The following is a 24,611-nucleotide window of genomic DNA, read 5'->3' on the forward strand; positions in this document are numbered from 1 at the left end:
TCTTTGTAAGCCTTTTCCTTTATTCGTTTTGTCAGCTCTCGAATCTTAGTTTGCTATCTATACTTCTGTGTATGTGATCGAGCCGTGTTTCAGGTTATTTCTTACTCATGGAGTGATTTCTAACTAAAAGGGAAGTTTCGTAGTGAAGGTTATACCACTCTATAAATTACCAATTTCGTTTCCTTCCGTGGAACAAGTGAAGAGAAAGCTGACTGAAATTCAAAGTGACCTCTGGATTGAGCACGTAAACAAGGCGTGTTATGAGGGGATATGGTCTGTATTACCTCTGCGCGGAATGACAAAGAACCGCGAAGCGCATCCAGTTCTCCAGGCATTTCAAATAGAAGAGTCTCAGTCAGAAAGTGATTATTGTAATTTCCCTGTCTTGGATCAGTGGCCAGAGATTCAGCTGTTTTTAGCACAACTTTCTTGTCCCATTTTATCCGTTCGGTTGATGAAATTAGCGCCGAAGGCTGAGATCAAACCTCACCGGGATAACGGGTTATCAATAGAACATGGGCAGGCTCGGTTACATCTTTGTCTCACAACCCACGCTGATGTGCAGTTTATGGTAGACGGCCAAAGTGTAGATATGGCTGAAGGTGAGCTTTGGTATATCAATGCAGATAAAACCCATTCTGTGGTGAACTTCAGTTCAGAAGAAAGAATTCACTTAGTCATTGATTGTGTGGGCAATGATTGGTTAAGAAATCAGTTAGGCATTGCTGAATCGCCATCACTTAGGAATATGTCATCTGAGGAACGTTTTCCTTGGTTATCGAGTCTGTGCGATAAGGTAATTTCTTGTTCCCAGGAGGAACGCTATGGCCTTCGCCCTGTTATTCGGGAGATGGTCGTTGGTTTCTCTGACTATCTCAATTTTGAGTTACATCCGGATAAATTTAGAGATGATGGTTATACGTTAACATCACAAGGAAAAGCCGTTTCTCCAACTACTGCAGCGCAGTGTGCTGAGGAATTTTTGAGAACTGCCGTTTTCCTACGGGGAATACATCAAGCGATATTGAATCAGCGAACATGTTCTCAACCAGTTGAGGTTTTATACGCAGGCACCGGCCCATTTGCGATGTTGATATTGCCATTACTTACACGTTTCAGCGCCGAGCAGGTGTCGGTTTCTATGTTGGATATCCATGGCAGTTCACTGGAAAATCTTTCCAGATTGGTTGATGCATTTGGCGTGGGTGACCGGATTCGTGGTTATTTTTGTGCAGATGCAACTGTTTGGAGCTCTGATATTCAGTATGACTTGATCGTATCTGAAACGATGAAAGCGGCACTTAAAGAGGAACCTCAAGTGAGTGTTTTTGCTCGATTAGTTCCTTTCTTGAAGCCGACGGGCACATTAATTCCTGAAGAAATTCGATTAAGAGCATTTGTTGCCAATGAGTCAGGCGCATTAGTAGATCTTGGTCCGATTTCGACCTTGAACCGAGTAAGCTGTCTTTGCCTTTCTGAAGGCAAACGTTTTGCGCTAGATACTCAGCTTACTCTTCCAGACGAGGATGCAATGGCTCTTGAAATCAGTACAGAAATTCAAGTCTATCAAACTCATGTACTAACACTGAATGCATCCAGTTTGACACGACTTGAATCGCATCAAATTGAGGGATCGGTAAACAATACAGACATTACGTTTGAATATCAGTTTGGACAAGTTCCTGGTTATCGAATATCCCGGTCGTTGAGTAACCGAGTAGCGAATTCGTTCAACTAGCAGTGAAGTTTGGTTAGATGGAATTTCTGTATTGCACGGGTTAACAGACACAAATTCAATAACAAGGTAACTGTGGTGGGTGATTGAAACCGATCTGAATTACTTTCACATATTAAGGAATGACAAGCATGAGTGCAGAGGAAGTACAAGTCAAAGACGTTGGGATTAGTTCCATTGATCCGGATTTGGAGCGTTTGTTTAACCAGTCTCTTAGAGCTCAACTTGAACAGTTGACGAATCCAAGTTGTGACGGTTCGATCAATGAGATGTTAGTCAGTCATTGCTGTACCTTGGTTGATTCCGTGTTATCTGATACTGAACTAGCGCATGAAAAGTGGGTTGATCTCTTTTTTGCTTTTTCTGACGCTCTGTTAACTATTTACAAGCAAACTGAATTGACGGAAGAAGAGATCAATACTTCTTATCTCAATGCCACCGGGTTAGTCATGGCGGTTAAAGATGCGGTGCATACAGTTAAAGATATTTACAGAGTTAAAGCGTTTCTTCGAGGATTGGATCAGGCTCTGACACAAGCCACCAGCCAGGGTAAACCCGATCTTCATATCGTGTATCCAGCATGTGGCCCGTTCGCGCCCTTGGCTTTGCCTCTCATCTGCTACTTAAACGAAAAGAAACCCGATCATGTTCGTCTCAAGCTTACGCTCATTGATATCCAGCCGGGAGCAATAAAAGTACTGAGGCGTGTTGCAGACTCTATGAGTTTATCGGACGACATCCTCGAGATACTGTGTATGGATGTCATGGATTACACGCCATCTCGAAAGATTGATGTACTGGTCATTGAAGCTCTACAGCACGGGCTGACCCGTGAAGGTCATATGAGCTTTATCCAACATTTAAGTCAGTTCTTGGCGATAGATGCGTTACTGCTTCCAGAAGAAATAAAGGTGAATGCAATATTGGCAGTAGGCCAGAAAGAGTATTGTGATCAATGGCGCGGGCAAGAACGTAGCCATTCAAGTTTCGTTGATACGGACATTCAAAATGATCGTATTAATTTGGGGACGATATTAACACTTAATCGAGAAACGCTGATGCGTCTTCAACGTGTTCCTTTAGGTGAAGGTTTTGACTTACTTGAGGCAGGGCAGGTTCTTATACCTAAGGATGTTTCAGACATTGATCAACGTATCTTATTGCTCGCTGTAACTGCAAAAGTCTTTGGTGAGGAGTGGGTGAATGAATACGATTCAGGAATCACGCATCCACGACCTGATATGTCTGTTTGTATTGACTTTAAACCACGAATTCCTGAAGCCGACGACTTATTAGTAAAAAGCGGAGATACCTTAAAGTTTTATTATAAATTGTGTGGTACGCCTAGCTTCTTACCGACGTTGGCATAGGGGGAAGCCTATGAAAGTCGTTATCCTTGCCACAAGCGGTGTTACCGTACCTTCCATTGAATATCTGGAGCAACAAGAGCTGTTAGCTGGAGTGATCTTAATTGGCAGTTCTTCAGAGATTTATAGTCTTCAGCAATTTCTGCAGCAGAAGAATATTCAGTTTGCCCATGTCGAGCGTAGTGATCCTGAAAAGCTGTCAGTCACAATCAATGCCTTCAAAAGTGAATTGATCCTAGCGCTGGATGTTTCTCTTGATATCGAAGACAGAATAACTGCGGCTACTGATGGGCGATGGATAGAGGTAATCACCAAACATGTTCGAAGTGACCGCTTTGAAACATCTCTCTACTGGGGTATTCGTAAAGGGCTGAGCCATCTTGATGTGATGGCTGTTGATATCGTTCAAAAGAGTATCATAGCCGAAGTAACACTAGATATTGCTGATCAAGATACGTTAGGGGCTCTGTATTCAAAAGCCAGCCTTGTGATCGCACAATTGGTTCAACAGCTTGTAACCAAAACACTCAGTGATGCCTGTGAAATCCAACATTCCAATGACGCTGTCCTTGAATATATTGAGTCCGAAGTTGTCAGTATTAGTGAGCAAGACTTGCTATTGGATATTCGCGAATTAACGCCTCAGCAAACTCTGAATCACATTCGTGCAGCTAACCCCTTCTTCGGTGGTGCGCACGTACGGTTTGGACAGCATCACATCAAGCTCTTAGAAGCCAGTTTCAGTGAACAGCCAACTTATGGCGCAAAACCTGGAACAATCTTAACGATCTCACAGGAAAAGGGGATGGTAGTTGCCGTTAAAAAAGGATCTGTACGGTTCGATATTTTGGCCAATTCAGAAGGTATTTACACAGGATACCGCTTAGCAAACCTAGCAGGGTTACAGGCGGGAATGACAATTAGTTGATTGAGGGACGTAACTATGAGTGCTGATCCATATTTAGGTGAAATTGAACTCTATGGTGGAAACTTTGCACCAAGAAATACAATGCTATGTAATGGCCAAATCCAGGCAATAGTAGAGAACGAGGCATTGTTTTCATTGCTTGGCACAATTTACGGTGGAAATGGTCGAGTAGATTTTGGGCTACCGGATTTAAGATGCCGTACGCCAGTGGGGTGGGGTAATGGCCCCGGTTTACCCACCTTAGTTCAGGGGCAAAAATTTGGAACTATGACCCATCAATTAGGCATCCGTGAAATGCCGTCGCATACGCATATAGCTTCAGCAGGGAAGGACGGTCAAACTGTTACTGCCACGACGAAAGTAAACGCAGCAATGGGAGAAGGGGATACAAACAGCCCTGAAGGCGCGTATTGGGCTGTGGGTTCCATTCCGGTTGGTCTGACTAATACACCTGTAAGTAAAGGGTATTCGACTAAAAGTAGTACCAAGATGGCATCCGATGCGATTGAGGTAGCCGTCCCGTTCAATAGTTTGCCTGCGCCTACCATTGAGTACGCGGGGGGTGGGCTTAGCTTTGGAATATGTCAGCCGAGTCTTACTCTGACGTTTACCATTTGTTTTCAAGGTATTTATCCATCAAGGAATTGACAGTGTCTTCGATGAAAAGTGTCTTCGATCGACAGAGTTTTTCCATTGATAGCTATCATATTGACTACTAAACGACAGCGGCAGGTATTTCTGCCGTTCTCGTTTTGTGATTTCTTCTGAGACTCCATTTGTGTTATCACTGGCCATATTACACATACAAAAGAGTGGATATTGGCAACGAGTTTATAGTTAGATAGAACTCGAATAACAATAAAAATATCTGAATTAAGCACATAGAAGCCATTGTGGACTCTTCACAGATGCTTAATTTAGGAGGGGGGTCTATGGAAACAAGTGTCTTGACGCAAGTCATCTTACCTTTGTGTTTATTTATCATCATGCTCGGCATGGGTATGTCGTTGGTCTTGACTGATTTCAGTCGGGTGCTGCTTTATCCAAAAGCTGTGATACTCGGTTTAGTTGGACAGCTACTCATTTTGCCGCTGTGTGGCTTTCTGATTGCGGCATTTTTTGTCAATGATCCCATCTTATCTCTCGGAATTATGTTGTTGGCGGTTTGTCCTGGAGGGACAACATCGAACATGGTGACGCATCTGGCGAAAGGAGACTTGGCGCTATCCATCACTCTAACGGCAGTAAGCAGTTTATTTACGTTTATCAGCATTCCATTGGTAATGAGTTTTGCGTTTGAATATTTCTCAAGCGAAGCAACTCATTTTGAATTACCTGTGATGCAGACCATGGGTGGTTTGTTTTTGATTACCTTGTTACCCGTCAGTTTGGGAATGATGATCCGCCATTTTAAAAAGCCCTTTGCGATCAAAATGGAACCGTACCTTAATCGCTTTGCGATGATTTTCTTGGTAGTACTGATCGTTGGTGTGGGCGTTAAGCAACACGATGCACTCGTTTCTGCATTGCAACAGATGGGGCCGTCGGTGTTCATGTTGAATGTGATTACCATGATGATCGGCTTTTTGTTGGCGCGTCGTTTTAAACTCAATACAGAACAGACAACGTCGGTGAGCTTGGAAATAGGCATTCAAAACTCGACATTGGCGATGTTGATCGCCACCAGCTTACTGAATAGTCCGGAAATGGCATTGCCTGCCGCGGTTTATTCGTTAGTTATGTACATTACAGGTGGTTTTGTTATTGGTTTGCGTCATCGTTCGTCTAATGCAGGTAACGCTAATTCCGGCGATGAAAGAACAGAAGCGCTGGGTTTAGACTTAAAGTAGACCGTATCTCTTCAACAGCTTTTTATGCTCCTTGGACTGTTTGAATGCTTTCATTGCTTTGGCAAAGCGTTGTGCTAATACTTGATTTCCTTTGGAAAAGGCCAGGTAATTCCTCGACTCACTAATGGATGGCATTAGGAATATGAGGTTCTCCGCTTTTCCGAAGTTTTGATGGGCTTTGAATTCAGATAACGCAATAAAGGCCAGATCAATACGTTTAGCCAGTAAGGTTGAGTAAAGTTGATCGGCACCATTAAATTCAACTTTATTAATGTAGTCGGCGGTATCAAATTCGTTGCCGTATTTGAACCCCAGTTGAACACCTACAGACAGTCCTTGAACACTTTCTAATGAACCGTCATAAATTCTGGTACCCGGGCTGCCTTTTAGTGCAATGAAGCCGGTGTAGGACGTAGAAATCAGGTTGTCGTCCAAAAATATTGCGTATTCTTCACGATCAGGGGTTTTGGAGATAAAGCTAATGGCATCGGCATCCCCGGTTTCAATCAGGCTCAGTGCTCGTTTCCAGGGAATTGTTTTGAATGTCACCTTGATGGGAATTCGTTTGGCAACACGGGATATTAAATCAACATGATAACCTGTGGTTTCTCCGTTATGGACATATTCGAAAGGCGGAAAATCGCCCGTGCCTTTGAGTATTACAATAGGTTCGGTGATTTCCGTTCCACTGACGAAGGGGCTCAGTGCAAGGGAAAAATATAAAATGACTAAAGTCCGTATCTTCATAATCTTGAAATCCATGGCTAATCCGTTAGCTCGAAATACTTCAACACAATAATAGCTAAGAAATAACAAATCACTGTGAGAAAACCGGCACCAAAGAGTGCAGGATAAAAGCCCCATTTGAGTTGAATTAACCAAGGTAGAGCTACGAAAAATACCAAAGAGGGAATAACTAACCAGAATATATTGGATGAGAAGGCCGATATACGATTTAAGTCGTGGGTTTCATGATAGAGCCAAATTATTGCCAGAATGGATACAATGGGCAGAGAAGCAAGTATTGCCCCTATCATTGAATAGCGTTTAGCAATCTCAGAAATTAATACCACCATTACCGTTGTAATAATGAGCTTCTGAACGTAGAACCCCATAGCAGTTTTATCTCCCTGCATCCTCTTTTATAACAATAGACAAGTATTTGCTGAAGAGTGTGGACAGAAGGTCCGTAACCAAGATGCTTTGTGTATAATTTGGCACGATTCATTTGCTTTCTAAGGTTTTCATGCAAACACTTCCCATTCTTTATAGTTTCCGTCGTTGCCCTTATGCCATGCGAGCTCGGTTGGCCATGTGGCAGAGTGGTCTTTCGTTTGAGTTGCGAGAGGTTGTATTACGGGATAAACCACAAACCATGTTGGACGCCTCTCCCAAAGGCACTGTGCCTGTCTTGGTGGTTAACACAGAAGCACGTTTTGGCCCTCAGCATTCAACAATGGTGGTGGATGAAAGTCTCGACATTATGTTGTGGGCGTTAACGGAACGTGACCCTGAAGCATGGATGCCTTCGGCCCCTAAAGCCCTCTCTGGAGTATTAGCGCTCATCGAACAAAACGATACCGAGTTCAAAGGTTGGTTGGATAAGTACAAGTACTTTGATCGTTTTCCTGAACACCCTCAAGTTTATTATCGTCAACAGGGAGAGCGCTTTATTGAGCAGCTTGAGGCCAAGCTGGTAAAGTCGCCATATCTTTCCGGTGATCGCTTCGGGCTGTTAGACGCGGCCATTGCTCCGTTTATTCGTCAATTTGCACATGTGGATCTGGAGTGGTTTGAGCAATCATCGTATCCGAAAACGATTCAGTGGTTGTCTGAGTTCAAAGAATCAACTCTGTTCAAAGGCATTATGAAAAAGTACCCGGCCTGGAAGCCAGAGAACCAAGCGCTGTTAATTAATGCTGAAGAACTTAAATCTGAGTTCAAATAAATGGCTTTTCAATTACGGGATTATCAGCAAGAAGCCGTCGATGCAACGTTACGGCACTTCCGTAAAACCGATGAGTCTGCGGTGATTGTATTGCCGACTGGTGCAGGGAAGAGTCTGGTTATAGCCGAACTGGCGCGTTTAGCGCGCAAGAAAATCCTGGTCTTAGCGCATGTCAAAGAGTTGGTAGAACAAAACCATGCAAAATATGAAAGCTATGGTTTGAATGCCAGTATTTACTCGGCGGGATTAAAACAAAAAAGTACTGAGCACCAGGTTACCTTTGCCAGCATTCAGTCGGTCGCTCGTAATTTGGATGATTTTTCAGAGCATTATTCCTTAGTCATTATTGATGAATGCCATCGTGTGTCGGGGGATGTGGATTTAAAGCCAGAAGACATTGAGAACGCCGATGATTCAGCATCAAACAAGAAGAATGAAACCCAGTATCTTCAGTTAATCAGAAAGCTCAAAGAGCATAACTCTGGGCTTAAAGTTTTAGGCCTTACCGCAACGCCATATCGCATGGGCATTGGTTGGATCTATCAAACCCATCATTACGGGTTTGCTCGTTCAGAAACTCCGAGACCTTTCGTTAAATGTATCTATGAACTGCCGTTGTCCTACATGATCAAACGGGCGTATTTGACGCCGCCTAAACTCATTGATGCGACCATTGCGCATTATGATTTTTCCAGCCTTAATCCAAGCGCGAACGGTGAATACGCTCAGGGGGAAGTCAATGAATTACTCAATCGTTATCCGCGAGTGACTGAAGGGATTTGCGAGCAAATTACAGACATAACCCAAGCGCAGGAATATCAAGGGGTAATGATTTTTGCGGCGACCGTTGAGCATGCGAAAGAAATTGTCAGTTATCTTCCTAAAAATGAAACGGCGTTGGTGGTTGGGAATACTCATCACCAAGAACGTTCGGACTTAATTAATCGTTTTAAAGCAAAAGAGCTCAAGTTCTTAGTCAATGTCTCGGTGTTAACGACGGGCTTTGATGCGCCTCACGTTGATTTTATTGCTATCTTGCGTCCGACTCAGTCGGTCAGTTTGTATCAGCAAATCGTTGGGCGAGGTTTGCGTTTGTCTGAAGGTAAGGATCACTGCCTTGTTATCGACTATGCAGGTAACAGTGTCGATCTTTATCACCCGGAAGTGGGTCAACCAAAGCCTGATTCAGATTCTGTTCCTGTTATGGTGAACTGCCCTAAATGTGATTTTGCCAATACCTTTTGGGGCAAAGTTGATGAGGATGGACATCTGATTGAGCATTATGGTCGTCGCTGTTGGGGAATGGAAGAGCTCGAAGAGGGTACGGAAGTCCAATGCGATTATCGCTTTAAGTTTAAAGAGTGTGGGGCTTGCGGTGCCGAAAATGACATTGCTGCTCGAGTGTGTGTCGAGTGTCAGCAACCTATGGTTGATCCGGACGATCAGCTTAAAAATGCACTCAAACTCAAAGATGCCAAAGTCATTCGTTGTGCCGGTCTTTCATTAGCATCAAAAGACAATCGTTTGATCGTTACTTATCACGACGAGCAAGGCGTTGAGTTGAAAGAGTCTTTTGATTTTAATAAGCAAGCTCAGAAGACTGTATTTAATCGTTTGTTCGGTGCTCGTTTCAAACAAGGTTCCGAACCTCGTCAGTTTGCTTCGGTTGCAGAGGTGCTTCGATCAGAGCATTTCCTTTCAGCACCCGATTTTGTTGTTGCACGAAAACAAGGAAAATTCTGGCGCATCAAAGAACGCTTATTTGATTATCAAGGACGATATCGGAAAGCCAATCAAGAGTCTTAAATAGGGTTTTAAAGCTTTGAGTTCAACAAAATTAACTCGGTCAGAATAACCCTACTTTTTGGTTTAAATAACAAGCGTTCGTGTCTCGTTATACTTCTTATTTGAGAATCAGAATACGTTATTTTTTTATTCTAAGTCCTTTATTTTAAAGGAATATATTAATTTCTTTGATATATGAAAAAGGTCTTGCGATTTATTTCAGATCAACTAGGCTAAGGGGCAATTAAACGACAATTTTATCTGTCATAGGACTGATCTGATGAAAACTAAGGCGAATATACTCAGTGCTCTAAATGGTATTTTGACCTTCGAGCTGACCTCAATTAACCAGTATTTTCTTCATGCAAGAATGTATAAAAATTGGGGCTTAGAAGAACTAAACGAGAAAGAGTATAAAAAATCCATCAAGGACATGAAGCAAGCGGATGACTTGATCGAACGTATTCTGTTTTTGGAAGGGCTTCCAAATTTACAGAAGCTGGACAAACTGCGTATCGGTGAAAACACTCAGGAAATGCTGCAGTGCGATTTGGATTTCCAAATGTTACAGCTGGATGCTCTGCGTGATGCCATTGAGCTTTGTGAGAAAGAAAGTGATTACGTTAGCCGTGAACTTCTTGAAGACATTCTTGAGTATGAAGAAGAGCATGTAGACTGGATCGAAACGCAACAGTTCTTGATCGACAATGCTGGCGTTCAAAACTATCTAGAATCGATGATGGAGGATTAACATGAAAGGCAGTCAAAAGGTCATCGATCTTCTAAACAAGCAACTGACGCTTGAACTGACGTCTATGGATCAGTATCTGGCCCATTCCAAAATGTATGAGGATTGGGGCTTGAAGAAGCTTCATGAGAAGTTAGCTCATGAGTACGAAGAGGAGTTGGAACACGCGCAGAAGCTAATTGAGCGTATTTTATTCCTTGAAGGTACGCCGGATACTGCATCTCGTGAGCCGATTAAAGTTGGCTCAAACGTTAAAGAAATGCTTGAGAACGATCTTGAAGCTGAGATGACAGTTATGACCAGTTTGAGACAAATCATCGCTGTTTGTGAAGAAGAACGTGATTATATAACTCGTGAAATCCTTGAAACCTTACTGGACGACACCGAGATGGATCATATCTACTGGCTAGAGCAACATCTAGGGCTAATCGATAGGATTGGTATCCAGAATTACATTCAATCTCAAATGAAAGGTGGTTCGGCGTCGTAATTCGGAGCTTTTACCTTTCGTTAGATTGCTTGTATAAAGAAGGAATGCAACTTCACTTTGTGCCATAGTGGAGATGCATTCCTTTTTTATGCCTTTACTTTTCTTGGGTGTATATGGATATACAAGCGTGTGAACTTTTCTCTACTCGACTTCTTCGAAAGCCAAGCTCTGACGCTGAACCTTTGGTTCAGTTAGTGGTGCAGCTAGTTAAAGCAGGCGCGGATAGTGACCCACTTCTTGATGTCGGGAAGCCCATCAAAGGCGCATACTTGGAGACACAATTTCGAGTTTCAGGTATTGGATATTTACTTTTCTTAACCGATGATGTGCCCTTCGAAGAAACCCTTCGGGTGTATTTGTTGGACGAGCAATGTGCTTTATTGGATGGGCTCGAGTTTGCCGGTAACTTAGCGACAGGTAATCTTGAAGGTGTACGCATTGTGGATACTAGCACGATAGAATTTTCATTCATCCACCTCTATCCGTGCCGTGTGAGGGTTCATGCGCATCAAAAGTGGCGAACACCGTTGATTTTTACACCAGGCGTTAGCCGTTGGGGTAGGATTCAAAAACGTTATTTAGAACTAACTTTCGTTAAATAATTTCTACGGTATAAACAAACCACCTGACAAACAGGTGGTTTGGACTGTTTAGAAATCACCAGAATCGGATTCCTGATAACTTCCGCCAGTATCCGTGTAGAGTGCACGCATCGCAATGTATTGCTTATGAATGTGGTTCTGATATTTCTGCCATGCTTTTTCAATGGTGCTTTCTGCGTCTTTCATACCCTGAAGGAAGGCAAGCATTTCTTGCTGATCTTCATTTTCGGGTCTTTGCGCTCCGCTGTTTAGCTGGCTGATTACATAGCCACAATCGTTGAGTATTTCTGACTCTTTGAGGCTAAATACGCCTTCGCGAGCAAAACCGTTTGGGAAATGCTGAGAGTCATAGAAATTTCTTTCTGAAAGGAAGCTGTCTTTGTTCATAACCCTTACCTCAGGCGATTAACGTTTTTGCATGCACTGATCGAATAGCGTTTCGTAATCAAATTCTTCAACAGAATCTTCTTGTGAAAGCGTCTCGAATTTCTCATCTACTTCGGCATAACACTCGGCTTCTTTGTCTGGCTCAACGATGTCGCTCGGTGCTTCACTGAGATAGAGGCTTTGTTCGTTGATACACTCGTCAACAATCATTTGAGTTTCTTCTTCGGTTAAGCCGTCTTGTGCCATTTGATTACAGTAGGTTTGAATGTCTTCAGAAACCGCTGGTGATGACGTTGCTAATGGAGAAAGAGTCCACATCATTGCAACGAATGCACTTGTTATAAACGTTGGTTGTTTCATTTTTGTTGTCACTTTCTATCACTCGCTCACTGTCTATCAATGTTTCGTGGTTACCTGTTGTTGGTAATGTTTTCCGGCATTACCTTGGGTGCACGAAGGGGTGTTTTATGCGATTTGATTATGCGTAGAGAGTTGGAATCAGAAAAACGAAAAATATTTGTGCTTTCAATAAAAATAATTAGTGCATAGCGGCTCTGTTAACCGCTATTAGAAGACAGGGATGGGGTCGTTAGAAACAGATAAGATGGATTAAATTTTGATTTCTTCTGGAATATCTTCAACGGAAACTTCGAGAGATTGAATAAGTGCCAATATCGATTCGATTTCTTTATATTTAAGATTATCTTTGTGGAAACAGGCGTAGATCTTACGCGAGATCACCGGTGCGTTTGTGACCTGAAATAATTCTGTGTCCATGTAAGGTTCGACCAGTCGATACGGTAAGTATGCGCTTCCGCCAAACTTGAGAATGAAGTCCAAGGCGATTCTTGAAAGCGTTGTATGAAGTACGGGCAGGGCAGCATCAGGGAATAACTGGGCATAGCTCATATGAAAATTTAACCCCCAATCGATGGAAACATAATTCTTAGCCATCGCTTCTTCCGGGTTGTCTATCTGAGTTGTGCAAACAAGAATGAGTTCGGACGTGCTGATTTCGACCGAGCTTAAATCTGTAATCTTAGATGGTTCATAGACTAACGCCAGATCTAGGGTTCGTTCCATCAGATGCCTGATCAGCGTGTCTGAGCCATGAGATTCGGCTCTCACCGCCAATTCGGGGTATTTGGTGTGCATGGCGTGCAGGGTGTCTTGCAAGACTAAATCCCATAAGCCACTGGTGCCGCCGATGGCAATGACTTGTTGCTGTTTCTTTTTAAGCGAGACGTCCTGTTTAGCACGTTCCCAAGAAATCAGGATGGTTTCTGCATGGTTTACCAGGCGCTCGCCAGTGACTGTCAGTTGTAAGTTATTTCTGAAGCGGGTGAACAACTGCGCACCAATGATGTTTTCTAGCTGTTTAACTCGGGCACTGACGGCGGCTTGGGTAAGATAGAGGTTCTCAGCGGCTTTTCCAAAGTGGCGGGTATTCTTAACTTCCAGGAATGTCCTTAACAGTTCTATATCCATTGCTTGCTTCAGTCCGTAACTCTTGTAAGGCGTTAAAAAGAAATGAATTTAACGTCAGTGTAATGCCTTCTTGTTGAGAGTCACCTTCTTTTTGAACCAGATCTTTCTTTTTATGGGCGCGACTTTGATGAAAGCCAACGTCTGGTCCGGAAACGACTATCAACTGTAAGTACGGATCACGCTCTGATGCTCGAGCCACTGGATCAATATCCAAAGCAATACATAGTGATTCAGAGAGCAGTGCCAATTGAATGGTGAGGTCGGTGATACTGGCTGTTTTCGTTTCGCTGCACAAATAGTCTACCAACACTGTTTCTGAGGGTGACTTCGATAATGCTTGGATAAGGTTCGAAATAGGCGTTGTCTGAGACAACATGTGCTTGAGGATTGAGGTAAGTTGCGTGGCATCAATGTCTTCAAAGCAACGGTGTACAGGAGCCGTTGTGATCGGAGAATGAGAACCTTCGGAGATAGTTTTGTAATGATTCATTGTTACCTCAAGAGCCGTCGGCCATCAGAAGAGGGGTGTGAAAGGGATATTTTGCATGGATCTGGGCAAAGGCATATCGAAACTTCTTTGTAGTTACCACAAACGGAATTTATTGTGCTGATCGAAGATGAAATAAGGTCGTTTTGTGCCTCTTGTTTATGGTAACGATAAAAATATTTCGTTTTACGGCCGGCGCCTATGCTTCCAGAATAGCCATCCCATTTCAGTGATATGGGTCTTCAGGCTGTTTCAGCTATCTAATCCATTTTAAATATTTCATTAGTACATACTTTGTAGGGAACTGTTATGCGTATCGCTATTCTTTCGCGCGACTCCAAATTGTATTCCACCCGTCGTCTGGTTGAGGCAGGGGAAAGCCGTGGTCATACGGTAGATGTGATCGATACTCTGCATTGTTATATGGACATTACGAGTAACAATCCTACAGTTCGATATAAAGGAGCCCCGTTGCCTCAGTATGATGCGATCATTCCACGCATCGGTTCATCCATTACTTTTTACGGAACGTCTGTTGTTCGACAGTTTGAGATGATGGGGACGTTTTGTGTGAATGAATCCGTAGCGATTAGCCGTTCACGAGACAAGTTGCGGTCGCTTCAGTTGTTGTCCCGTAAAGGTATTGGCTTGCCAAGAACCGGGTTTGCTCATCATCCGGATAAGATCGATGACTTATTGAAGAACGTAGGTGGTGCGCCTGTGGTGATTAAGTTGTTGGAAGGTACTCAGGGTATTGGTGTGGTTTTGGCGGAAACGACAAAGGCGGCAGAAAGTATCATCGAAGCGTTTATGGGATTAAAGGCTAATATTTTGGTTCAGGAGTTCATTAAAGAAGCCGGTGGCGCGGACATTCGTTGTTTCGTTGTCGGTGACAAAGTGGTTGCCGCCATGAAACGGCAGGCGGCTCCGGGAGAGTTCCGATCCAACCTGCATCGAGGTGGCGAAGCGGAAATTGTTCGTTTATCTCCTGCCGAACGAAAAACCGCCGTAGATGCCGCGAAGACGATGGGGCTGGGCTTATGTGGCGTAGATATTCTACGCTCAAATAATGGGCCTGTGGTAATGGAGGTGAACTCCTCACCAGGCTTGGAAGGCATTGAAATGGCAACAGGGAAGGATGTTGCAGGTATGATTTATGAGCATATAGAAAAGTCTGCAAAACCAAATAAAACCCGAACCAAGGGTAAAGGCTAATAGCCTAATTTTGATGGATATTGCCAGAAAGACATGGTTCCAGGGGTATTACTGAAAAGCTGTATTTAGCGAGCTTTTATTGAGGACAGGATATGGTTATGAAAAAAGCGTTTGAAATTGGTGGTGTAAAAGTATTTCCTGGAGAGACCAAAAAGATAGAGGTTCCCACCGTTCCTTTGTACACAGATACAAGTATGTCCATTCCGGTATTTGTAAAGCGAGGAAAGCGTGATGGACCGACTTTGTTTGTCAGTGCTGCCATCCATGGTGATGAGCTGAATGGTATTGAGATTATCAGCCGTTTGATCAACAGTCCTGCGATTAACAAAGTTAAAGGGACATTGGTGGCAGTGCCGTTTGTGAATGGATACGGGGTGCTCAATCAGAGTCGTTATTTACCTGACCGCAGAGATTTAAATCGTTCGTTTCCGGGGTCAAAGAAAGGGTCGTTGGCTTCACGTATTGGCTATTTGTTTCTGAACGAAGTGGTGGCTAAATGCGACTACGGCATTGATTTACATACCGGTGCCATTCACAGGAGTAACTTACCTCAGATCAGGGCGAATCTGGATGATGATATTACCTTGGGAATGGCAAAAGCGTTTGGCGTCCCTGTACTGGTCAATTCGAATTTACGTGATGGTTCGTTGCGGCAGGCAGCGGCTGAGCTGGGTGTTAAGGTGCTCTTGTATGAAGCGGGAGAGGCACTTAGGTTTGATGAACTGTCGATACGTGCGGGCCAGAAAGGCATAGTTAACGTTATGAGGCATTTGGGCATGTTGCCGAAAGTACGACGTTCTCGTGTTATCGAACCTTTCGTTGCTCGTCAGAGTGGTTGGGTCAGGGCATCAGACAGTGGCTTCGTGAATCATCTCAAAATGCTGGGTGATTTTGTGGAGAAAGGGGACGTACTTGCCGCAATTAAAGACCCATTCGGAGTACTGCTTGATACGGTGAAAGCGAACGCAAAAGGCATTGTGATCGGCAAACAGAACATACCGCTGGCGCAGGAAGGTGAGGCCATGTATCACATAGCCTACTTCAGTAAACCCGGTGAAGTGGTTGAAAATATTGAAATGATGCAGGATACACTGAACCCAGACGGTGAGTTGATCCCGGATGCAGATAATCTCCCGGATGGTGAGCCTCTGAATGGGCAATAATCTATGTATCAATAACTTTTAGGCTTTATAAATACCAAGACTCATGTTCTTATTCACACAGATGGAGCATGGCAATTCATTACTTTTAGAGGATTCAATGGAAAGTTTAGTTACCGAATGGTATCAAGAATACAAGCTGAATATTTTACTTACTCTGATAATCTTCAGCGTTTATGGAACGTTCCGTTTTTTTGCTGGGCCAAAGATTCGTGAACAAGCAGAACATGGCCGTCTGAAAGACCGTTCGGTAGCAAAGGCGTTGTCAGCCTTGAATGTGATTTTGACGATTGGTGCATTAGCCAGTGCTTTGATTGTGTGGGGCTTCGACTTCCGAGGTTTGCTGACTTTATCGGCCAGCATTTTAGCTGTGACGGGTGTAGCGTTGTTTGCCAGTTGGTCTCTGTTGAGTAATGTTACCTCGTTCTTTTTACTGTTGGCGCACACCTCTTATCGCCGGGGTAACTTTGTTCGTATTTTGGATGGTGATAACTACGTTGAAGGCTTTATTTCGGAGATTAACTTGTTCAATACCAAGCTGATTACAGAGTCGCGTGAGGTAATGATTTATCCAAATAATTTACTGCTTTCGCGACCGACCATCGTCAACCCACGGGATCGCTGGACACCAATCGGTAAGCTCATTGCTACTCCAAAACCGACTGAAGAGCCATAAAAAAAATGGGGTCCTTGATTAAAAGGGCCCCGTTTGGTTTGTGCACTTTCTACCGAAATTATTTAGGCATCAGCGGATTACAGTTTTTAATCGTGACCTTACCTTGAAGAAGGTTTCCTTTGGAATATTCGTGGAAATGGCAGATGTTGGTTGCTGGATCGTAGTTTTCAATCCACAAGTTTTCGTCTTTCCAGGTCGCCCCCATATGACGCTGACCTTGAGGTACGGTAATGGTCATGACACCGCCCCAGCGTTTTACGAACACTTGCTGGAAGTGAAAGAAATAGGCGGCCCAGCCGATTAAGAAGATCAAGACAGTAGAGGCTAAGCCAATTTTCCATTGATTGAATTTTACGCCCAAAATGAACAGCGGCAGAATAGCCATCACAATGACTGCTGCCCAGTAAAAATAGGTAATCATTTCATGTCCTTATCAAATTTTGTGGATACCGAATCGGATCTAGTAATTGTAATAGAAATTTTGGGACATCGCTTCGATTCCCAGTAAAATGCCTCTTTTTAGAATGTTGAGGTCGTCGGAGCCATGAAATTGATTTTGAGCAGAAAGGGCTTTGATAGCTCGGCCGGTGGTTGTCCCAATCCGATCTTTCCGGATGGTTCTATGCTGGCGTTGCCCATTCCAGACTCCAAATCTACAGTTACCTATCGTGATCTTCAGCATCAGCTTCCGTCCGGTGAGGTTGTGGAGGTTTCCGATCTGGTTTCGCAATTAACCAAGGGTAAAATCAAGCCTGCTGTCGGAGCGCATCTAGACCCGGATATGATTTCTTCTGCCTATTCTAGAGAACCAAACTGGCGGCCGGTTTTGGGACAAACGGGGGCGGCTCAAGGGCATCTGGCCAAGCAAGGTGTTGATGTCGGCGATGTCTTTCTATTCTTTGGCTTGTTTCGGGATGTTGAGCCTTACAAAGAGGGACGTAAAAAAGCCCGTTGGCGTTTTGTGCCCGGTTCCAAACCAAAACATCTACTTTGGGGTTGGTTAGAAATTGGTGAGAAACTGATTATCGACCAGACAAATTTCTCTTCTTCCGAGTCTGACCGTCTAATGTGGTTGGCGTACCACCCGCATATGCACGGCGAGCCGGATGCCAATAACACTTTGTACCTGTCTTCGGCGATGTCTATGTTTGCTGATTCTCCCCTTGATGCAAAACGAGCCGGGCATGGTATCTTCAACAGGGTTTGCGAGGAGTTGATCTTAACTCAGCCTTCTTCTTATAAAAACAGCCCTAATAAGCCCAGTTTTTGGCGACTACCAGAATGGTTTTATCCTTATCAAACGGATGCATCCCATAAAAATCGTGAGCGTGAACCCTTGTCGTATCATCATAAATCCAATCGCTGGTTTGAACCATCAAACGGATATTGCCAATTACAATCAGCAGCACGAGGGCAGGAGTTTGTGTTGGATGTGGATCAATACCCGGAAGCAAAAACTTGGCTGGCAGGGCTAATACAAAGAAACAGCTGATGGTAGCTAGATAGAAACTGCTACATAGAAACTGTAAACCACAAAAGGCTTAACCTGAATCAATGGCAAAAAGAATTAACTTGGTAAGGTAGGGGCAGTTAACTGTTATAGGATTCTCTCATGCCGCAAGTTTCAGAAGCTGACATCAAAATAGGTATTGTCACCGTTAGCGATCGCGCCAGCGCAGGTGTTTATGAAGACATTTCCGGTCAAGCCATCATTGATACGATAAACGACTATCTAACTTCTGATTGGCAAGCGCTGTATCAAGTGATCCCGGATGAGCAGGACGAAATCGAACAAACACTGATTTCTTTGGCAGACGATGAACACTGTTGCCTGATTGTCACCACGGGCGGGACGGGGCCCGCGAAGCGTGATGTCACGCCAGAAGCAACCGAAGTAGTGTGTGATCGTATGATGCCGGGCTTTGGTGAACTGATGCGTGCGGAATCTTTAAAGTTTGTTCCTACGGCGATTTTATCCCGTCAAACCGCCGGTCTGAGAAAAGACACCTTGATCGTGAATCTTCCTGGTAAACCTAAATCCATCCGCGAATGCTTAGATGCCGTGTTCCCGGCCATCCCGTATTGCATTGATTTGATGGAAGGGCCGTTCATAGAGTGTGATGAGTCGGTGATTCAACCATTCCGGCCTAAGAAGTCATAACCCCAAAAGATCAGCGCTTGAGAAATTTATAGAAAGCGCTGATCTCTGAAAAGCCCAATGCGTCTGAAATGTCTGCGTTGGATCTTCCTTGATTTACTAACTTTTGATGTCTCTCTTTTCGTACTTGATCAAGCAACTCGGAGAATTGTGTGCCTTCGGCTTTCAGCTTTCGAAATAAGGTTGATCTGCTCATATTCAGCTCGGCTAGGCATTCACTTAATGTCGAATAGTGAGCTAAATCTGACAGGAGTAGCGCCTGCAGTTTTTCTGATAACGAGGCGGTCATTAACGTTTGCTTTAGTGATTTAGCCTGTTGACCGACCAGCTCGTTCAAGTAGCTATTCGCAGTCACGATTGGGGATTTCAACACGTCCGAATTAAAGATCAAACAATCGTGTTTGGCACCCGGTTTTATCGCGCAATCAAAATAGTGTGTTAGCTCCGCCAGTGTTACCTCGTCCTGTGTTTGAACCTCTAACCGGGTAGGGTGAAGACTTTTATTGGTGAGAAACTTCGCCCAAGTTACTATGCTGCTGAAACTCCTAAGCACGGCAATGTAAGGGTAGCTTTTGGTGTCATCGAACTGAATTGTAATGTGGCTTTCTGATTCCTGGGTGTGGAGACGCCATTGCTCTGAGTGATTCAGGAGTGACTTGTGCTCAATAAAGGTTGAAAGCGCTTCTTCAAGTGTTGAGCAATGTCGAAGCCAGTTGGCCAAAATTCCCAAACGTCCGGTTTCTGTGTGTTCCCCTAGGCTCAAAGCCATTCTTACTTTGGTTGATTGCTCTTGTTGATCCAATTGTTGCCATAACCAAATGAAATAGTGCTCTGGTAAGTGTTGTTCCTGAATAGGCGTCTTGTTTGTTTCGTTATGTGAGGTGAACGTTTGATAGCGTTTGAGTAGATCTAGCGATAGGCGAGTGAGATCGGATTCTTGAATAATGTTGCGATTGATTAAAGCATCCGCCAAATCGAGTACCGCAACAGCAGACACACTTGCGGTTGATAGGGCTTGTACTTTCGATCTGGGCAGTGTTTTTGATGTAAACAGGGCTTTTGAAACCATTTTCCAACTCTTTGAAACCGGAAGACTCAAACCCTTCATAATGGCGAGGATAAACTGAGGATTCAACTGGTTAGGAGATTAATATGGTTAAGACTGCCTCAGCAAACGTTCCTCAGAAAACAGTTATTTCGGGAACGATCGACTCAGAAACGATTACCTCAGAAACCCAGCTTCGAAAAATAATTAAGGCGTACCCCAAGATGCTGGATAAACGGATATTGAGTGATTTGGATACTCATTGTTTGGAATTCATTCGGTGTTCTAAATTGGCCGTACTGGCTCTAGCAGGGGAGGAGGTCGGTTTTCATCTGATTCATGCGTCACGGGATCTAAAGGTTGGTTCACCTAACGAGCTGTTGTTACAGAATTTGAAGGACTATCAGAATAATGCAAAACCTGACAAGCGATATGCCTCCTTATATTTTTTGGCGCCAGGATTAGGACATGCCTTACGAGTAAATGGTTATCTTGATGCAGCAGAGAATGACCGTTCTTCAGATGCCTCTTTATCCAAACGTTTTTACGTGACCCAAGCCTATGTTCATTGTGCTCGTGCTGCTGCCCGATCGCAGCTGTGGTCGCCGATGGAGCGAATTCCTCCATTTGATGAAAATAGGATTAAGGCAGCCGACTCACTGTCCGAGTATTTATCCTACGCGTCTTATGCCTTACTCAAAACTCATAATCAAAAATGGCAGACTGAAGTTTCGCCACGAGGTGATCAAACCGGTTTTCTTACGCTCATTGAAGAGAATGTAATATTTCTTCCTGAGCGACCGGGGAATAAAGTGGCAGTCAGTTTGAGGAACATTCTTCAAAACCCCTCGGTTGAACTACTGTGCATGATTCCTGGTTGTGAACTTGTTCTCCTGCTGTCCGGACGAGCACAGATTACTTCGGATGCTGATTTATGTGCAAAGGCTGCAGTGGATGGCAAGCTGCCGAAGCTGGGTATCTTGATTAAAGTGACATCATACACACTGGTTCAGGCGTCTGTGCTTAAAGACATGTCACTGTGGGATCAAGCTGATTATGTATCGAAAGGTGAAGTGACGCCGTTTCCAAAGGTGTTATCTGAACACATGAATGGACGAGGCTTATTAGGTAAGGCGACCAATCAAGTGGTTAAAGCCGTGGTGAATCATGATATGAAGCACTTGTATTAAGAGGGGCTCCTGAGTAGTTCGTTCTGGATGTGTCTACATCTTGATCTCAACGGAAACTTCGGCACCTTCGATGGACTTGATATAGTCTTCTTTGGTTTCATCCTTTAAGACTTTCCCATCTAAGATCATGTTCTTTGGCCTCTTTGTATCAATAAGAAGGTTGGGCAAAATTCTTTCTTGAGGGACGTCATATAAAACCTCGTCCAGTGATCCGTTGCCTGCATCCCAGTCTTCTGGGAGAGTCAGGTCAATGGTCCGTTTGGGCTTGATCGGCTTTGAAACAGTAGAAGCACTTTCTTTTGATTCTTGTAACGATGGCTCAGGTTGGATTGTTTCAGGAGGCGTTTCTTTTACCTCTGTTGACTCCATAACGTTAGGTGTGATGTCTTCATTTATCGAGGTGCTGGTATCTGTATGACTTTTCTGAGCTTTATTAGATGGGGTGCTTTCCTTGGGTATGTCTAACAGAAAGAAAAGCGCAAAACCAAGTGTGAGCACAAGTAGAAGGATGAAAACACGTTTTTGCATTAATTAATTGGTCCTATATCAGAGGTTCTCTAGAGTTTGTTCTTGGCTTCAATCCATTGTGCCATGTATTGGGTGCTTTTCATTGAGTGATGTCTCAGCATGGCACCCGTAAAGTTGGTTAGACGGTATTGACTCAGGTTTTGTTCCTGATCAGCTAAACGATTCAGAAACTCCTGGATATGCTGGGCTTCATCGAATCGTTCTTTGATCATGGGAAGGCACTCGTTTTGAAGGGTCTTCCAACGCTGTTGGTCCTGATACAGCGATACCGCGCACTCTGCAAAGGCATCGGCTGTGTCTTCTATCAATACGGGAATATGGTTCTGGTACATGCCTTCGGCACCGATCGAACTTGTCACGGCGGGAGTACCGCACTCGGCTGCATCGACTAGCTTACCTTTTAGTCCAGCACCAAATCGTAAGGGTGCCAGTAGGACTCTGGCGTTGGACACCACTTCATAAGCATCTTCCGCCCAACCTTTTACCAAAAAGCCTTGTTTCTCATTATGCAGCTGTGTGGCTTTCTTGGGTGGATAAGCACCGTACACATGAAGTTCGGCGTCGGGCAGTTTCTTACGAATGGCTGGCCAAATGTTTTCTTTTAAGTAACGTACCGCATTCCAATTGGGTTCGTGGCGGAAATTTCCAATGGACACAAAGTGTTGTCGTTCTTCAAAATCCAACCACAGGCTGTCATTGGGTATCGGACGGAAGAAGGGGATGTAATGAATGATTTCCGACGGGACGTTAAACCGTTCGGTCAGTAAACGCATTTCTGCTTCTGAAATCATCAAGCTCAAATCACAACGAAGTATTGAGGCTATTTCTCGCTTGGCTAAATCCGAATACAGAAACTCATTACTGATATTCAACGTTTTTTGAATGGATGCACCGGCTTTACAGGCTTGATGACGAGCGTGACGAAGGCAGTGAAGATCTTCTGTATCAAGAATCCTTAATGCATCCGGGCAATGCTTTTCTACTCGCCAGCCGAACTGTTCTTCCATCATAAAACGGTCAAACATCACGGCCGCAGGTTTTTGCTCCAACAAGAACTGATCGAAGCTTGAACTGTTTAACTCGATGCTGGAACTGGTGATTCCATAGTCGGAAAGATCTTCCGCATGGGCACTGAATTCCGCAGGGGAAGCATAGTGAATCTGGTATCCAGCCTGCTGAAAGCCATTCAATAATTGCATCATGCGACTGCCAGCCGCAGAGGATTTGGGTTCCGGCCAAACATAGCCAATGACGAGTAAAGTTTTCATGGGTGGCGATTATAGAGGCTGTTGGTTGGCTGGGGAAGCACTTAACAAGCGTGATATTTATTCCGCAATTTTAATGTAGTCCGACGCCTTCATTCGATGATAGGTGGTCTTCTGATAAGGAATCTCTACCGGATTTGGGTCAACAATCTCAATCGGCGTGCCCTGGGTAATGGCTACTTCCAAGGCCATTTGAGTGATGTTGACGCTAAAGGAGGTGCCCATAAATACAATCCTATCCGCCTCAAGCATTCGCTGTTGGGCTTCAGTTATACGATACAGCTCTGTGTAATATTCATCGAACAGCAGCACATAGGGTTTGAGGGATTTATTGATCTCTGGCTGTTTATGGCCTTTGTCTATGTTGAACAACTCAAGTAGGGAATGTTTCAGGTCGTTTTCGTCGACGTCATCCCAGGGTGTGTGGTGAGTATCGACATCGTCGCCTTGGTGATGAAACACGGTCATTTGATCCAAGCGACCATGAATGGCGATGTAATCCTGATTGCCGGCTTTGCCATCCAGCCCATCAATGTTCTGAGTAATCAGGTTCTTGTCTGCTAACCAATAATGCACGTCGTTTGGGCCGTGATTTCGGTAGGTAGCAAAACGATGGTAATACCAGGAAAGAAACTCTACCGGGTTTTGGGTATACATCTGGCGAGTCGCCATTTCCATAGGGGTGTAGTTGCGGCTTCCTATGATCCAAAAGCCGTCTTCTCCGCGAAAGGTGGGAATGCCACTTTCTGCGCTCACTCCGGCGCCTGTGATGTAGAGGGTGTTCATTGGTATTATAAAGCCCTGTTTCTGTGATTCTTACGTGTCGTGATTGTAAGTGTAGTGGTAATTGGAGGTCTAGATATTGTAAAGACCTTACACGAATCAATGGTCGTAGAACTTTGTTTGGATTAAGTTAGTCACGATTCAAAAACGGATTAGTTATCTTTATTATATGAATGTTATGTTATAACATATCTAATTAATTTCGATCCTCTTGAATACTCAACAGTCTACTTGCCACCATCTGAGGTCTGCAGTGTATTTATTAGTCAGTTTTCAGAGAGAACTACATCGCTCGAAGTATTGCACAACGTACATGCAAAACTTCAGGGTAAAGAGGTTAACGTATGGATAACAAAGAATTGAAACCGAATATGCTTACATTGGATCAGATCAAGGCCGCACCTGATGAAGATTATATGAATGATGATCAGTTGGCGTTTTTTAGAAACCTTCTCATTGAACTTCATGAATCCACTCGTGTGCATATCCAGCAGGCTAAAGATCAAATGTCCTCTCCTGCGGATCTGAGTGATGAAAGCGATCGTGCAACTTGGGAAGAGCAATGCGCGCTTTCTCTTCGCATTGTTGAACGCGAGCAAAAATTACTGCCTAAGATTCAGCAGGCGCTTGAACGTATTCGCTTGGGGGAATATGGCTATTGTCTGGAGTCGGGGGAACCTATTGGTATTCTAAGATTACTCGCCAGACCTACTGCAGAATACTGTGCTGAAGTGAAGGCTATTAGAGAAATCAAAGAGCATGCGTATAAGCATTAG

General features: G+C 44.0%; 28 protein-coding genes. 17 read left to right on the forward strand and 11 right to left on the reverse strand.

Going from position 1 to position 24,611, the window contains the following annotated elements:
• The first annotated feature begins 142 nt into the window (after positions 1-142).
• The 5 genes from ACFOEK_RS11380 (at position 143) to ACFOEK_RS11400 (ending at position 5,880) form a co-directional block, all read left to right on the forward strand.
• Positions 143-1,738, forward strand: a complete 1,596-nt coding sequence (locus tag ACFOEK_RS11380; RefSeq protein WP_386720746.1) for an aspartyl/asparaginyl beta-hydroxylase domain-containing protein — start codon at positions 143-145, stop codon at positions 1,736-1,738.
• Positions 1,739-1,866: 128 nt separating this feature from the next.
• A complete protein-coding gene (locus tag ACFOEK_RS11385) occupies positions 1,867-3,105 on the forward strand; it encodes a hypothetical protein (RefSeq protein ID WP_386720749.1) in 1,239 nt (412 codons plus the stop codon).
• A 10-nt stretch (positions 3,106-3,115) separates the two neighbouring features.
• Positions 3,116-4,030, forward strand: a complete 915-nt coding sequence (locus tag ACFOEK_RS11390) for a hypothetical protein (RefSeq protein ID WP_386720751.1) — start codon at positions 3,116-3,118, stop codon at positions 4,028-4,030.
• Positions 4,031-4,045: 15 nt separating this feature from the next.
• Positions 4,046-4,678 (forward strand): phage tail protein, encoded by a 633-nt coding sequence (locus tag ACFOEK_RS11395; protein ID WP_386720754.1) that lies wholly within the window; start codon positions 4,046-4,048, stop codon positions 4,676-4,678.
• Positions 4,679-4,962: 284 nt separating this feature from the next.
• Positions 4,963-5,880, forward strand: a complete 918-nt coding sequence (locus tag ACFOEK_RS11400; protein ID WP_386720757.1) for a bile acid:sodium symporter family protein — start codon at positions 4,963-4,965, stop codon at positions 5,878-5,880.
• Here the strand turns inward: ACFOEK_RS11400 and ACFOEK_RS11405 are convergent.
• Positions 5,872-6,627 (reverse strand): substrate-binding periplasmic protein, encoded by a 756-nt coding sequence (locus ACFOEK_RS11405; protein ID WP_386720760.1) that lies wholly within the window; start codon positions 6,625-6,627, stop codon positions 5,872-5,874. The two genes, ACFOEK_RS11400 and ACFOEK_RS11405, sit on opposite strands and share 9 nt — an antisense overlap.
• Positions 6,628-6,644: 17 nt before the next feature.
• On the reverse strand, positions 6,645-6,995 hold the full coding sequence (locus tag ACFOEK_RS11410) for a DUF3147 family protein (RefSeq protein WP_386720763.1): 351 nt from the start codon (positions 6,993-6,995) through the stop codon (positions 6,645-6,647).
• 131 nt (positions 6,996-7,126) lie between these two features.
• On the opposite strand from ACFOEK_RS11410, the gene ACFOEK_RS11415 reads away from it, so the two are divergent.
• The 5 genes from ACFOEK_RS11415 (at position 7,127) to ACFOEK_RS11435 (ending at position 11,453) form a co-directional block, all read left to right on the forward strand.
• Positions 7,127-7,828, forward strand: coding sequence for a glutathione S-transferase (locus ACFOEK_RS11415; RefSeq protein ID WP_386720766.1), 702 nt, complete (start codon positions 7,127-7,129; stop codon positions 7,826-7,828).
• On the forward strand, positions 7,829-9,634 hold the full coding sequence (locus ACFOEK_RS11420; protein ID WP_386720769.1) for a DEAD/DEAH box helicase: 1,806 nt from the start codon (positions 7,829-7,831) through the stop codon (positions 9,632-9,634).
• Positions 9,635-9,893: 259 nt separating this feature from the next.
• Complete coding sequence (gene bfr, locus ACFOEK_RS11425; protein ID WP_386720771.1) at positions 9,894-10,364, forward strand: bacterioferritin; 471 nt, start codon at positions 9,894-9,896, stop codon at positions 10,362-10,364.
• A gap of 1 nt (position 10,365) precedes the next feature.
• On the forward strand, positions 10,366-10,851 hold the full coding sequence (gene bfr, locus ACFOEK_RS11430; protein ID WP_386720774.1) for a bacterioferritin: 486 nt from the start codon (positions 10,366-10,368) through the stop codon (positions 10,849-10,851).
• Positions 10,852-10,964: 113 nt separating this feature from the next.
• The gene (locus tag ACFOEK_RS11435; RefSeq protein ID WP_386720777.1) at positions 10,965-11,453 is read left to right on the forward strand and encodes a hypothetical protein; all 489 of its coding nucleotides are present in this window, start codon (positions 10,965-10,967) and stop codon (positions 11,451-11,453) included.
• Between the two features lie 48 nt (positions 11,454-11,501).
• Here ACFOEK_RS11435 and maoP read toward each other — a convergent pair whose 3' ends face one another.
• From maoP to ACFOEK_RS11455, 4 genes are all read right to left on the reverse strand, one after another.
• Positions 11,502-11,840, reverse strand: a complete 339-nt coding sequence (gene maoP / locus ACFOEK_RS11440; protein ID WP_386720780.1) for a DUF413 domain-containing protein — start codon at positions 11,838-11,840, stop codon at positions 11,502-11,504.
• 18 nt (positions 11,841-11,858) lie between these two features.
• Positions 11,859-12,200 carry a hypothetical protein gene (locus ACFOEK_RS11445; protein ID WP_386720782.1) on the reverse strand — a complete coding sequence of 114 codons (342 nt, stop codon included), beginning with the start codon at positions 12,198-12,200 and terminating at the stop codon, positions 11,859-11,861.
• Positions 12,201-12,449: 249 nt separating this feature from the next.
• A complete protein-coding gene (locus tag ACFOEK_RS11450) occupies positions 12,450-13,328 on the reverse strand; it encodes a LysR family transcriptional regulator (protein ID WP_386720785.1) in 879 nt (292 codons plus the stop codon).
• Positions 13,291-13,818, reverse strand: coding sequence for a hypothetical protein (locus ACFOEK_RS11455; protein ID WP_386720788.1), 528 nt, complete (start codon positions 13,816-13,818; stop codon positions 13,291-13,293). Before ACFOEK_RS11455 ends, ACFOEK_RS11450 begins: the two co-directional genes overlap by 38 nt.
• Before the next feature lie 306 nt (positions 13,819-14,124).
• Between ACFOEK_RS11455 and rimK the strand changes: the two genes are divergently transcribed.
• From rimK to ACFOEK_RS11470, 3 genes are all read left to right on the forward strand, one after another.
• A complete protein-coding gene (rimK, locus tag ACFOEK_RS11460) occupies positions 14,125-15,030 on the forward strand; it encodes a 30S ribosomal protein S6--L-glutamate ligase (RefSeq protein WP_386720791.1) in 906 nt (301 codons plus the stop codon).
• Between the two features lie 98 nt (positions 15,031-15,128).
• Positions 15,129-16,193 carry a succinylglutamate desuccinylase/aspartoacylase family protein gene (locus tag ACFOEK_RS11465; protein ID WP_386720795.1) on the forward strand — a complete coding sequence of 355 codons (1,065 nt, stop codon included), beginning with the start codon at positions 15,129-15,131 and terminating at the stop codon, positions 16,191-16,193.
• A 97-nt stretch (positions 16,194-16,290) separates the two neighbouring features.
• On the forward strand, positions 16,291-16,866 hold the full coding sequence (locus tag ACFOEK_RS11470) for a mechanosensitive ion channel domain-containing protein (RefSeq protein WP_386720798.1): 576 nt from the start codon (positions 16,291-16,293) through the stop codon (positions 16,864-16,866).
• A 58-nt stretch (positions 16,867-16,924) separates the two neighbouring features.
• Here ACFOEK_RS11470 and ACFOEK_RS11475 read toward each other — a convergent pair whose 3' ends face one another.
• Entirely contained in the window at positions 16,925-17,287 is a 363-nt protein-coding gene (locus ACFOEK_RS11475; protein ID WP_386720801.1) for a hypothetical protein, read from the reverse strand.
• A gap of 123 nt (positions 17,288-17,410) precedes the next feature.
• On the opposite strand from ACFOEK_RS11475, the gene ACFOEK_RS11480 reads away from it, so the two are divergent.
• Together ACFOEK_RS11480 and mog are read left to right on the forward strand one after the other, a co-directional pair.
• Positions 17,411-18,358, forward strand: a complete 948-nt coding sequence (locus tag ACFOEK_RS11480; RefSeq protein ID WP_386720804.1) for an Nmad3 family putative nucleotide modification protein — start codon at positions 17,411-17,413, stop codon at positions 18,356-18,358.
• A gap of 120 nt (positions 18,359-18,478) precedes the next feature.
• Positions 18,479-19,027 carry a molybdopterin adenylyltransferase gene (gene mog / locus ACFOEK_RS11485; protein ID WP_386720807.1) on the forward strand — a complete coding sequence of 183 codons (549 nt, stop codon included), beginning with the start codon at positions 18,479-18,481 and terminating at the stop codon, positions 19,025-19,027.
• A 10-nt stretch (positions 19,028-19,037) separates the two neighbouring features.
• Here the strand turns inward: mog and ACFOEK_RS11490 are convergent, their stop codons facing one another.
• Positions 19,038-20,093 carry an AraC family transcriptional regulator gene (locus ACFOEK_RS11490; RefSeq protein WP_386720810.1) on the reverse strand — a complete coding sequence of 352 codons (1,056 nt, stop codon included), beginning with the start codon at positions 20,091-20,093 and terminating at the stop codon, positions 19,038-19,040.
• A gap of 83 nt (positions 20,094-20,176) precedes the next feature.
• On the opposite strand from ACFOEK_RS11490, the gene ACFOEK_RS11495 reads away from it, so the two are divergent.
• Entirely contained in the window at positions 20,177-21,259 is a 1,083-nt protein-coding gene (locus tag ACFOEK_RS11495) for a hypothetical protein (RefSeq protein WP_386720813.1), read from the forward strand.
• A gap of 33 nt (positions 21,260-21,292) precedes the next feature.
• On the opposite strand, the gene ACFOEK_RS11500 is transcribed toward ACFOEK_RS11495, so the two are convergent.
• From ACFOEK_RS11500 to ACFOEK_RS11510, 3 genes are read right to left on the reverse strand one after another with little or no spacing between them, the layout of a single operon-like run.
• Positions 21,293-21,787, reverse strand: coding sequence for a hypothetical protein (locus tag ACFOEK_RS11500; RefSeq protein WP_386720816.1), 495 nt, complete (start codon positions 21,785-21,787; stop codon positions 21,293-21,295).
• 29 nt (positions 21,788-21,816) lie between these two features.
• Positions 21,817-23,055 carry a glycosyltransferase family 4 protein gene (locus ACFOEK_RS11505; protein ID WP_386720819.1) on the reverse strand — a complete coding sequence of 413 codons (1,239 nt, stop codon included), beginning with the start codon at positions 23,053-23,055 and terminating at the stop codon, positions 21,817-21,819.
• A 57-nt stretch (positions 23,056-23,112) separates the two neighbouring features.
• Positions 23,113-23,808 carry an SIR2 family NAD-dependent protein deacylase gene (locus ACFOEK_RS11510; RefSeq protein WP_386720822.1) on the reverse strand — a complete coding sequence of 232 codons (696 nt, stop codon included), beginning with the start codon at positions 23,806-23,808 and terminating at the stop codon, positions 23,113-23,115.
• 371 nt (positions 23,809-24,179) lie between these two features.
• Between ACFOEK_RS11510 and ACFOEK_RS11515 the strand changes: the two genes are divergently transcribed.
• Entirely contained in the window at positions 24,180-24,611 is a 432-nt protein-coding gene (locus ACFOEK_RS11515; RefSeq protein ID WP_386720825.1) for a TraR/DksA C4-type zinc finger protein, read from the forward strand.

Source organism: Litoribrevibacter euphylliae (assembly GCF_042646085.1).
GTDB classification, from domain to species: domain Bacteria; phylum Pseudomonadota; class Gammaproteobacteria; order Pseudomonadales; family Litoribrevibacteraceae; genus Litoribrevibacter; species Litoribrevibacter euphylliae.

Bases quoted from the DNA above. Each gene is read 5' to 3' on its own strand.
- ACFOEK_RS11385 (WP_386720749.1), top strand. From the start codon at position 1,867: ATGAGTGCAGAGGAAGTACAAGTCAAAGACGTTGGGATTAGTTCCATT.
- ACFOEK_RS11390 (WP_386720751.1), top strand. From the start codon at position 3,116: ATGAAAGTCGTTATCCTTGCCACAAGCGGTGTTACCGTACCTTCCATT.
- ACFOEK_RS11395 (WP_386720754.1), top strand. From the start codon at position 4,046: ATGAGTGCTGATCCATATTTAGGTGAAATTGAACTCTATGGTGGAAAC.
- ACFOEK_RS11400 (WP_386720757.1), top strand. From the start codon at position 4,963: ATGGAAACAAGTGTCTTGACGCAAGTCATCTTACCTTTGTGTTTATTT.
- ACFOEK_RS11405 (WP_386720760.1), bottom strand. From the start codon at position 6,627: ATGAAGATACGGACTTTAGTCATTTTATATTTTTCCCTTGCACTGAGC.
- ACFOEK_RS11410 (WP_386720763.1), bottom strand. From the start codon at position 6,995: ATGGGGTTCTACGTTCAGAAGCTCATTATTACAACGGTAATGGTGGTA.
- ACFOEK_RS11415 (WP_386720766.1), top strand. From the start codon at position 7,127: ATGCAAACACTTCCCATTCTTTATAGTTTCCGTCGTTGCCCTTATGCC.
- ACFOEK_RS11420 (WP_386720769.1), top strand. From the start codon at position 7,829: ATGGCTTTTCAATTACGGGATTATCAGCAAGAAGCCGTCGATGCAACG.
- bfr (WP_386720771.1), top strand. From the start codon at position 9,894: ATGAAAACTAAGGCGAATATACTCAGTGCTCTAAATGGTATTTTGACC.
- bfr (WP_386720774.1), top strand. From the start codon at position 10,366: ATGAAAGGCAGTCAAAAGGTCATCGATCTTCTAAACAAGCAACTGACG.
- ACFOEK_RS11435 (WP_386720777.1), top strand. From the start codon at position 10,965: ATGGATATACAAGCGTGTGAACTTTTCTCTACTCGACTTCTTCGAAAG.
- maoP (WP_386720780.1), bottom strand. From the start codon at position 11,840: ATGAACAAAGACAGCTTCCTTTCAGAAAGAAATTTCTATGACTCTCAG.
- ACFOEK_RS11445 (WP_386720782.1), bottom strand. From the start codon at position 12,200: ATGAAACAACCAACGTTTATAACAAGTGCATTCGTTGCAATGATGTGG.
- ACFOEK_RS11450 (WP_386720785.1), bottom strand. From the start codon at position 13,328: ATGGATATAGAACTGTTAAGGACATTCCTGGAAGTTAAGAATACCCGC.
- ACFOEK_RS11455 (WP_386720788.1), bottom strand. From the start codon at position 13,818: ATGAATCATTACAAAACTATCTCCGAAGGTTCTCATTCTCCGATCACA.
- rimK (WP_386720791.1), top strand. From the start codon at position 14,125: ATGCGTATCGCTATTCTTTCGCGCGACTCCAAATTGTATTCCACCCGT.
- ACFOEK_RS11465 (WP_386720795.1), top strand. From the start codon at position 15,129: ATGAAAAAAGCGTTTGAAATTGGTGGTGTAAAAGTATTTCCTGGAGAG.
- ACFOEK_RS11470 (WP_386720798.1), top strand. From the start codon at position 16,291: ATGGAAAGTTTAGTTACCGAATGGTATCAAGAATACAAGCTGAATATT.
- ACFOEK_RS11475 (WP_386720801.1), bottom strand. From the start codon at position 17,287: ATGATTACCTATTTTTACTGGGCAGCAGTCATTGTGATGGCTATTCTG.
- ACFOEK_RS11480 (WP_386720804.1), top strand. From the start codon at position 17,411: ATGAAATTGATTTTGAGCAGAAAGGGCTTTGATAGCTCGGCCGGTGGT.
- mog (WP_386720807.1), top strand. From the start codon at position 18,479: ATGCCGCAAGTTTCAGAAGCTGACATCAAAATAGGTATTGTCACCGTT.
- ACFOEK_RS11490 (WP_386720810.1), bottom strand. From the start codon at position 20,093: ATGGTTTCAAAAGCCCTGTTTACATCAAAAACACTGCCCAGATCGAAA.
- ACFOEK_RS11495 (WP_386720813.1), top strand. From the start codon at position 20,177: ATGGTTAAGACTGCCTCAGCAAACGTTCCTCAGAAAACAGTTATTTCG.
- ACFOEK_RS11500 (WP_386720816.1), bottom strand. From the start codon at position 21,787: ATGCAAAAACGTGTTTTCATCCTTCTACTTGTGCTCACACTTGGTTTT.
- ACFOEK_RS11505 (WP_386720819.1), bottom strand. From the start codon at position 23,055: ATGAAAACTTTACTCGTCATTGGCTATGTTTGGCCGGAACCCAAATCC.
- ACFOEK_RS11515 (WP_386720825.1), top strand. From the start codon at position 24,180: ATGGATAACAAAGAATTGAAACCGAATATGCTTACATTGGATCAGATC.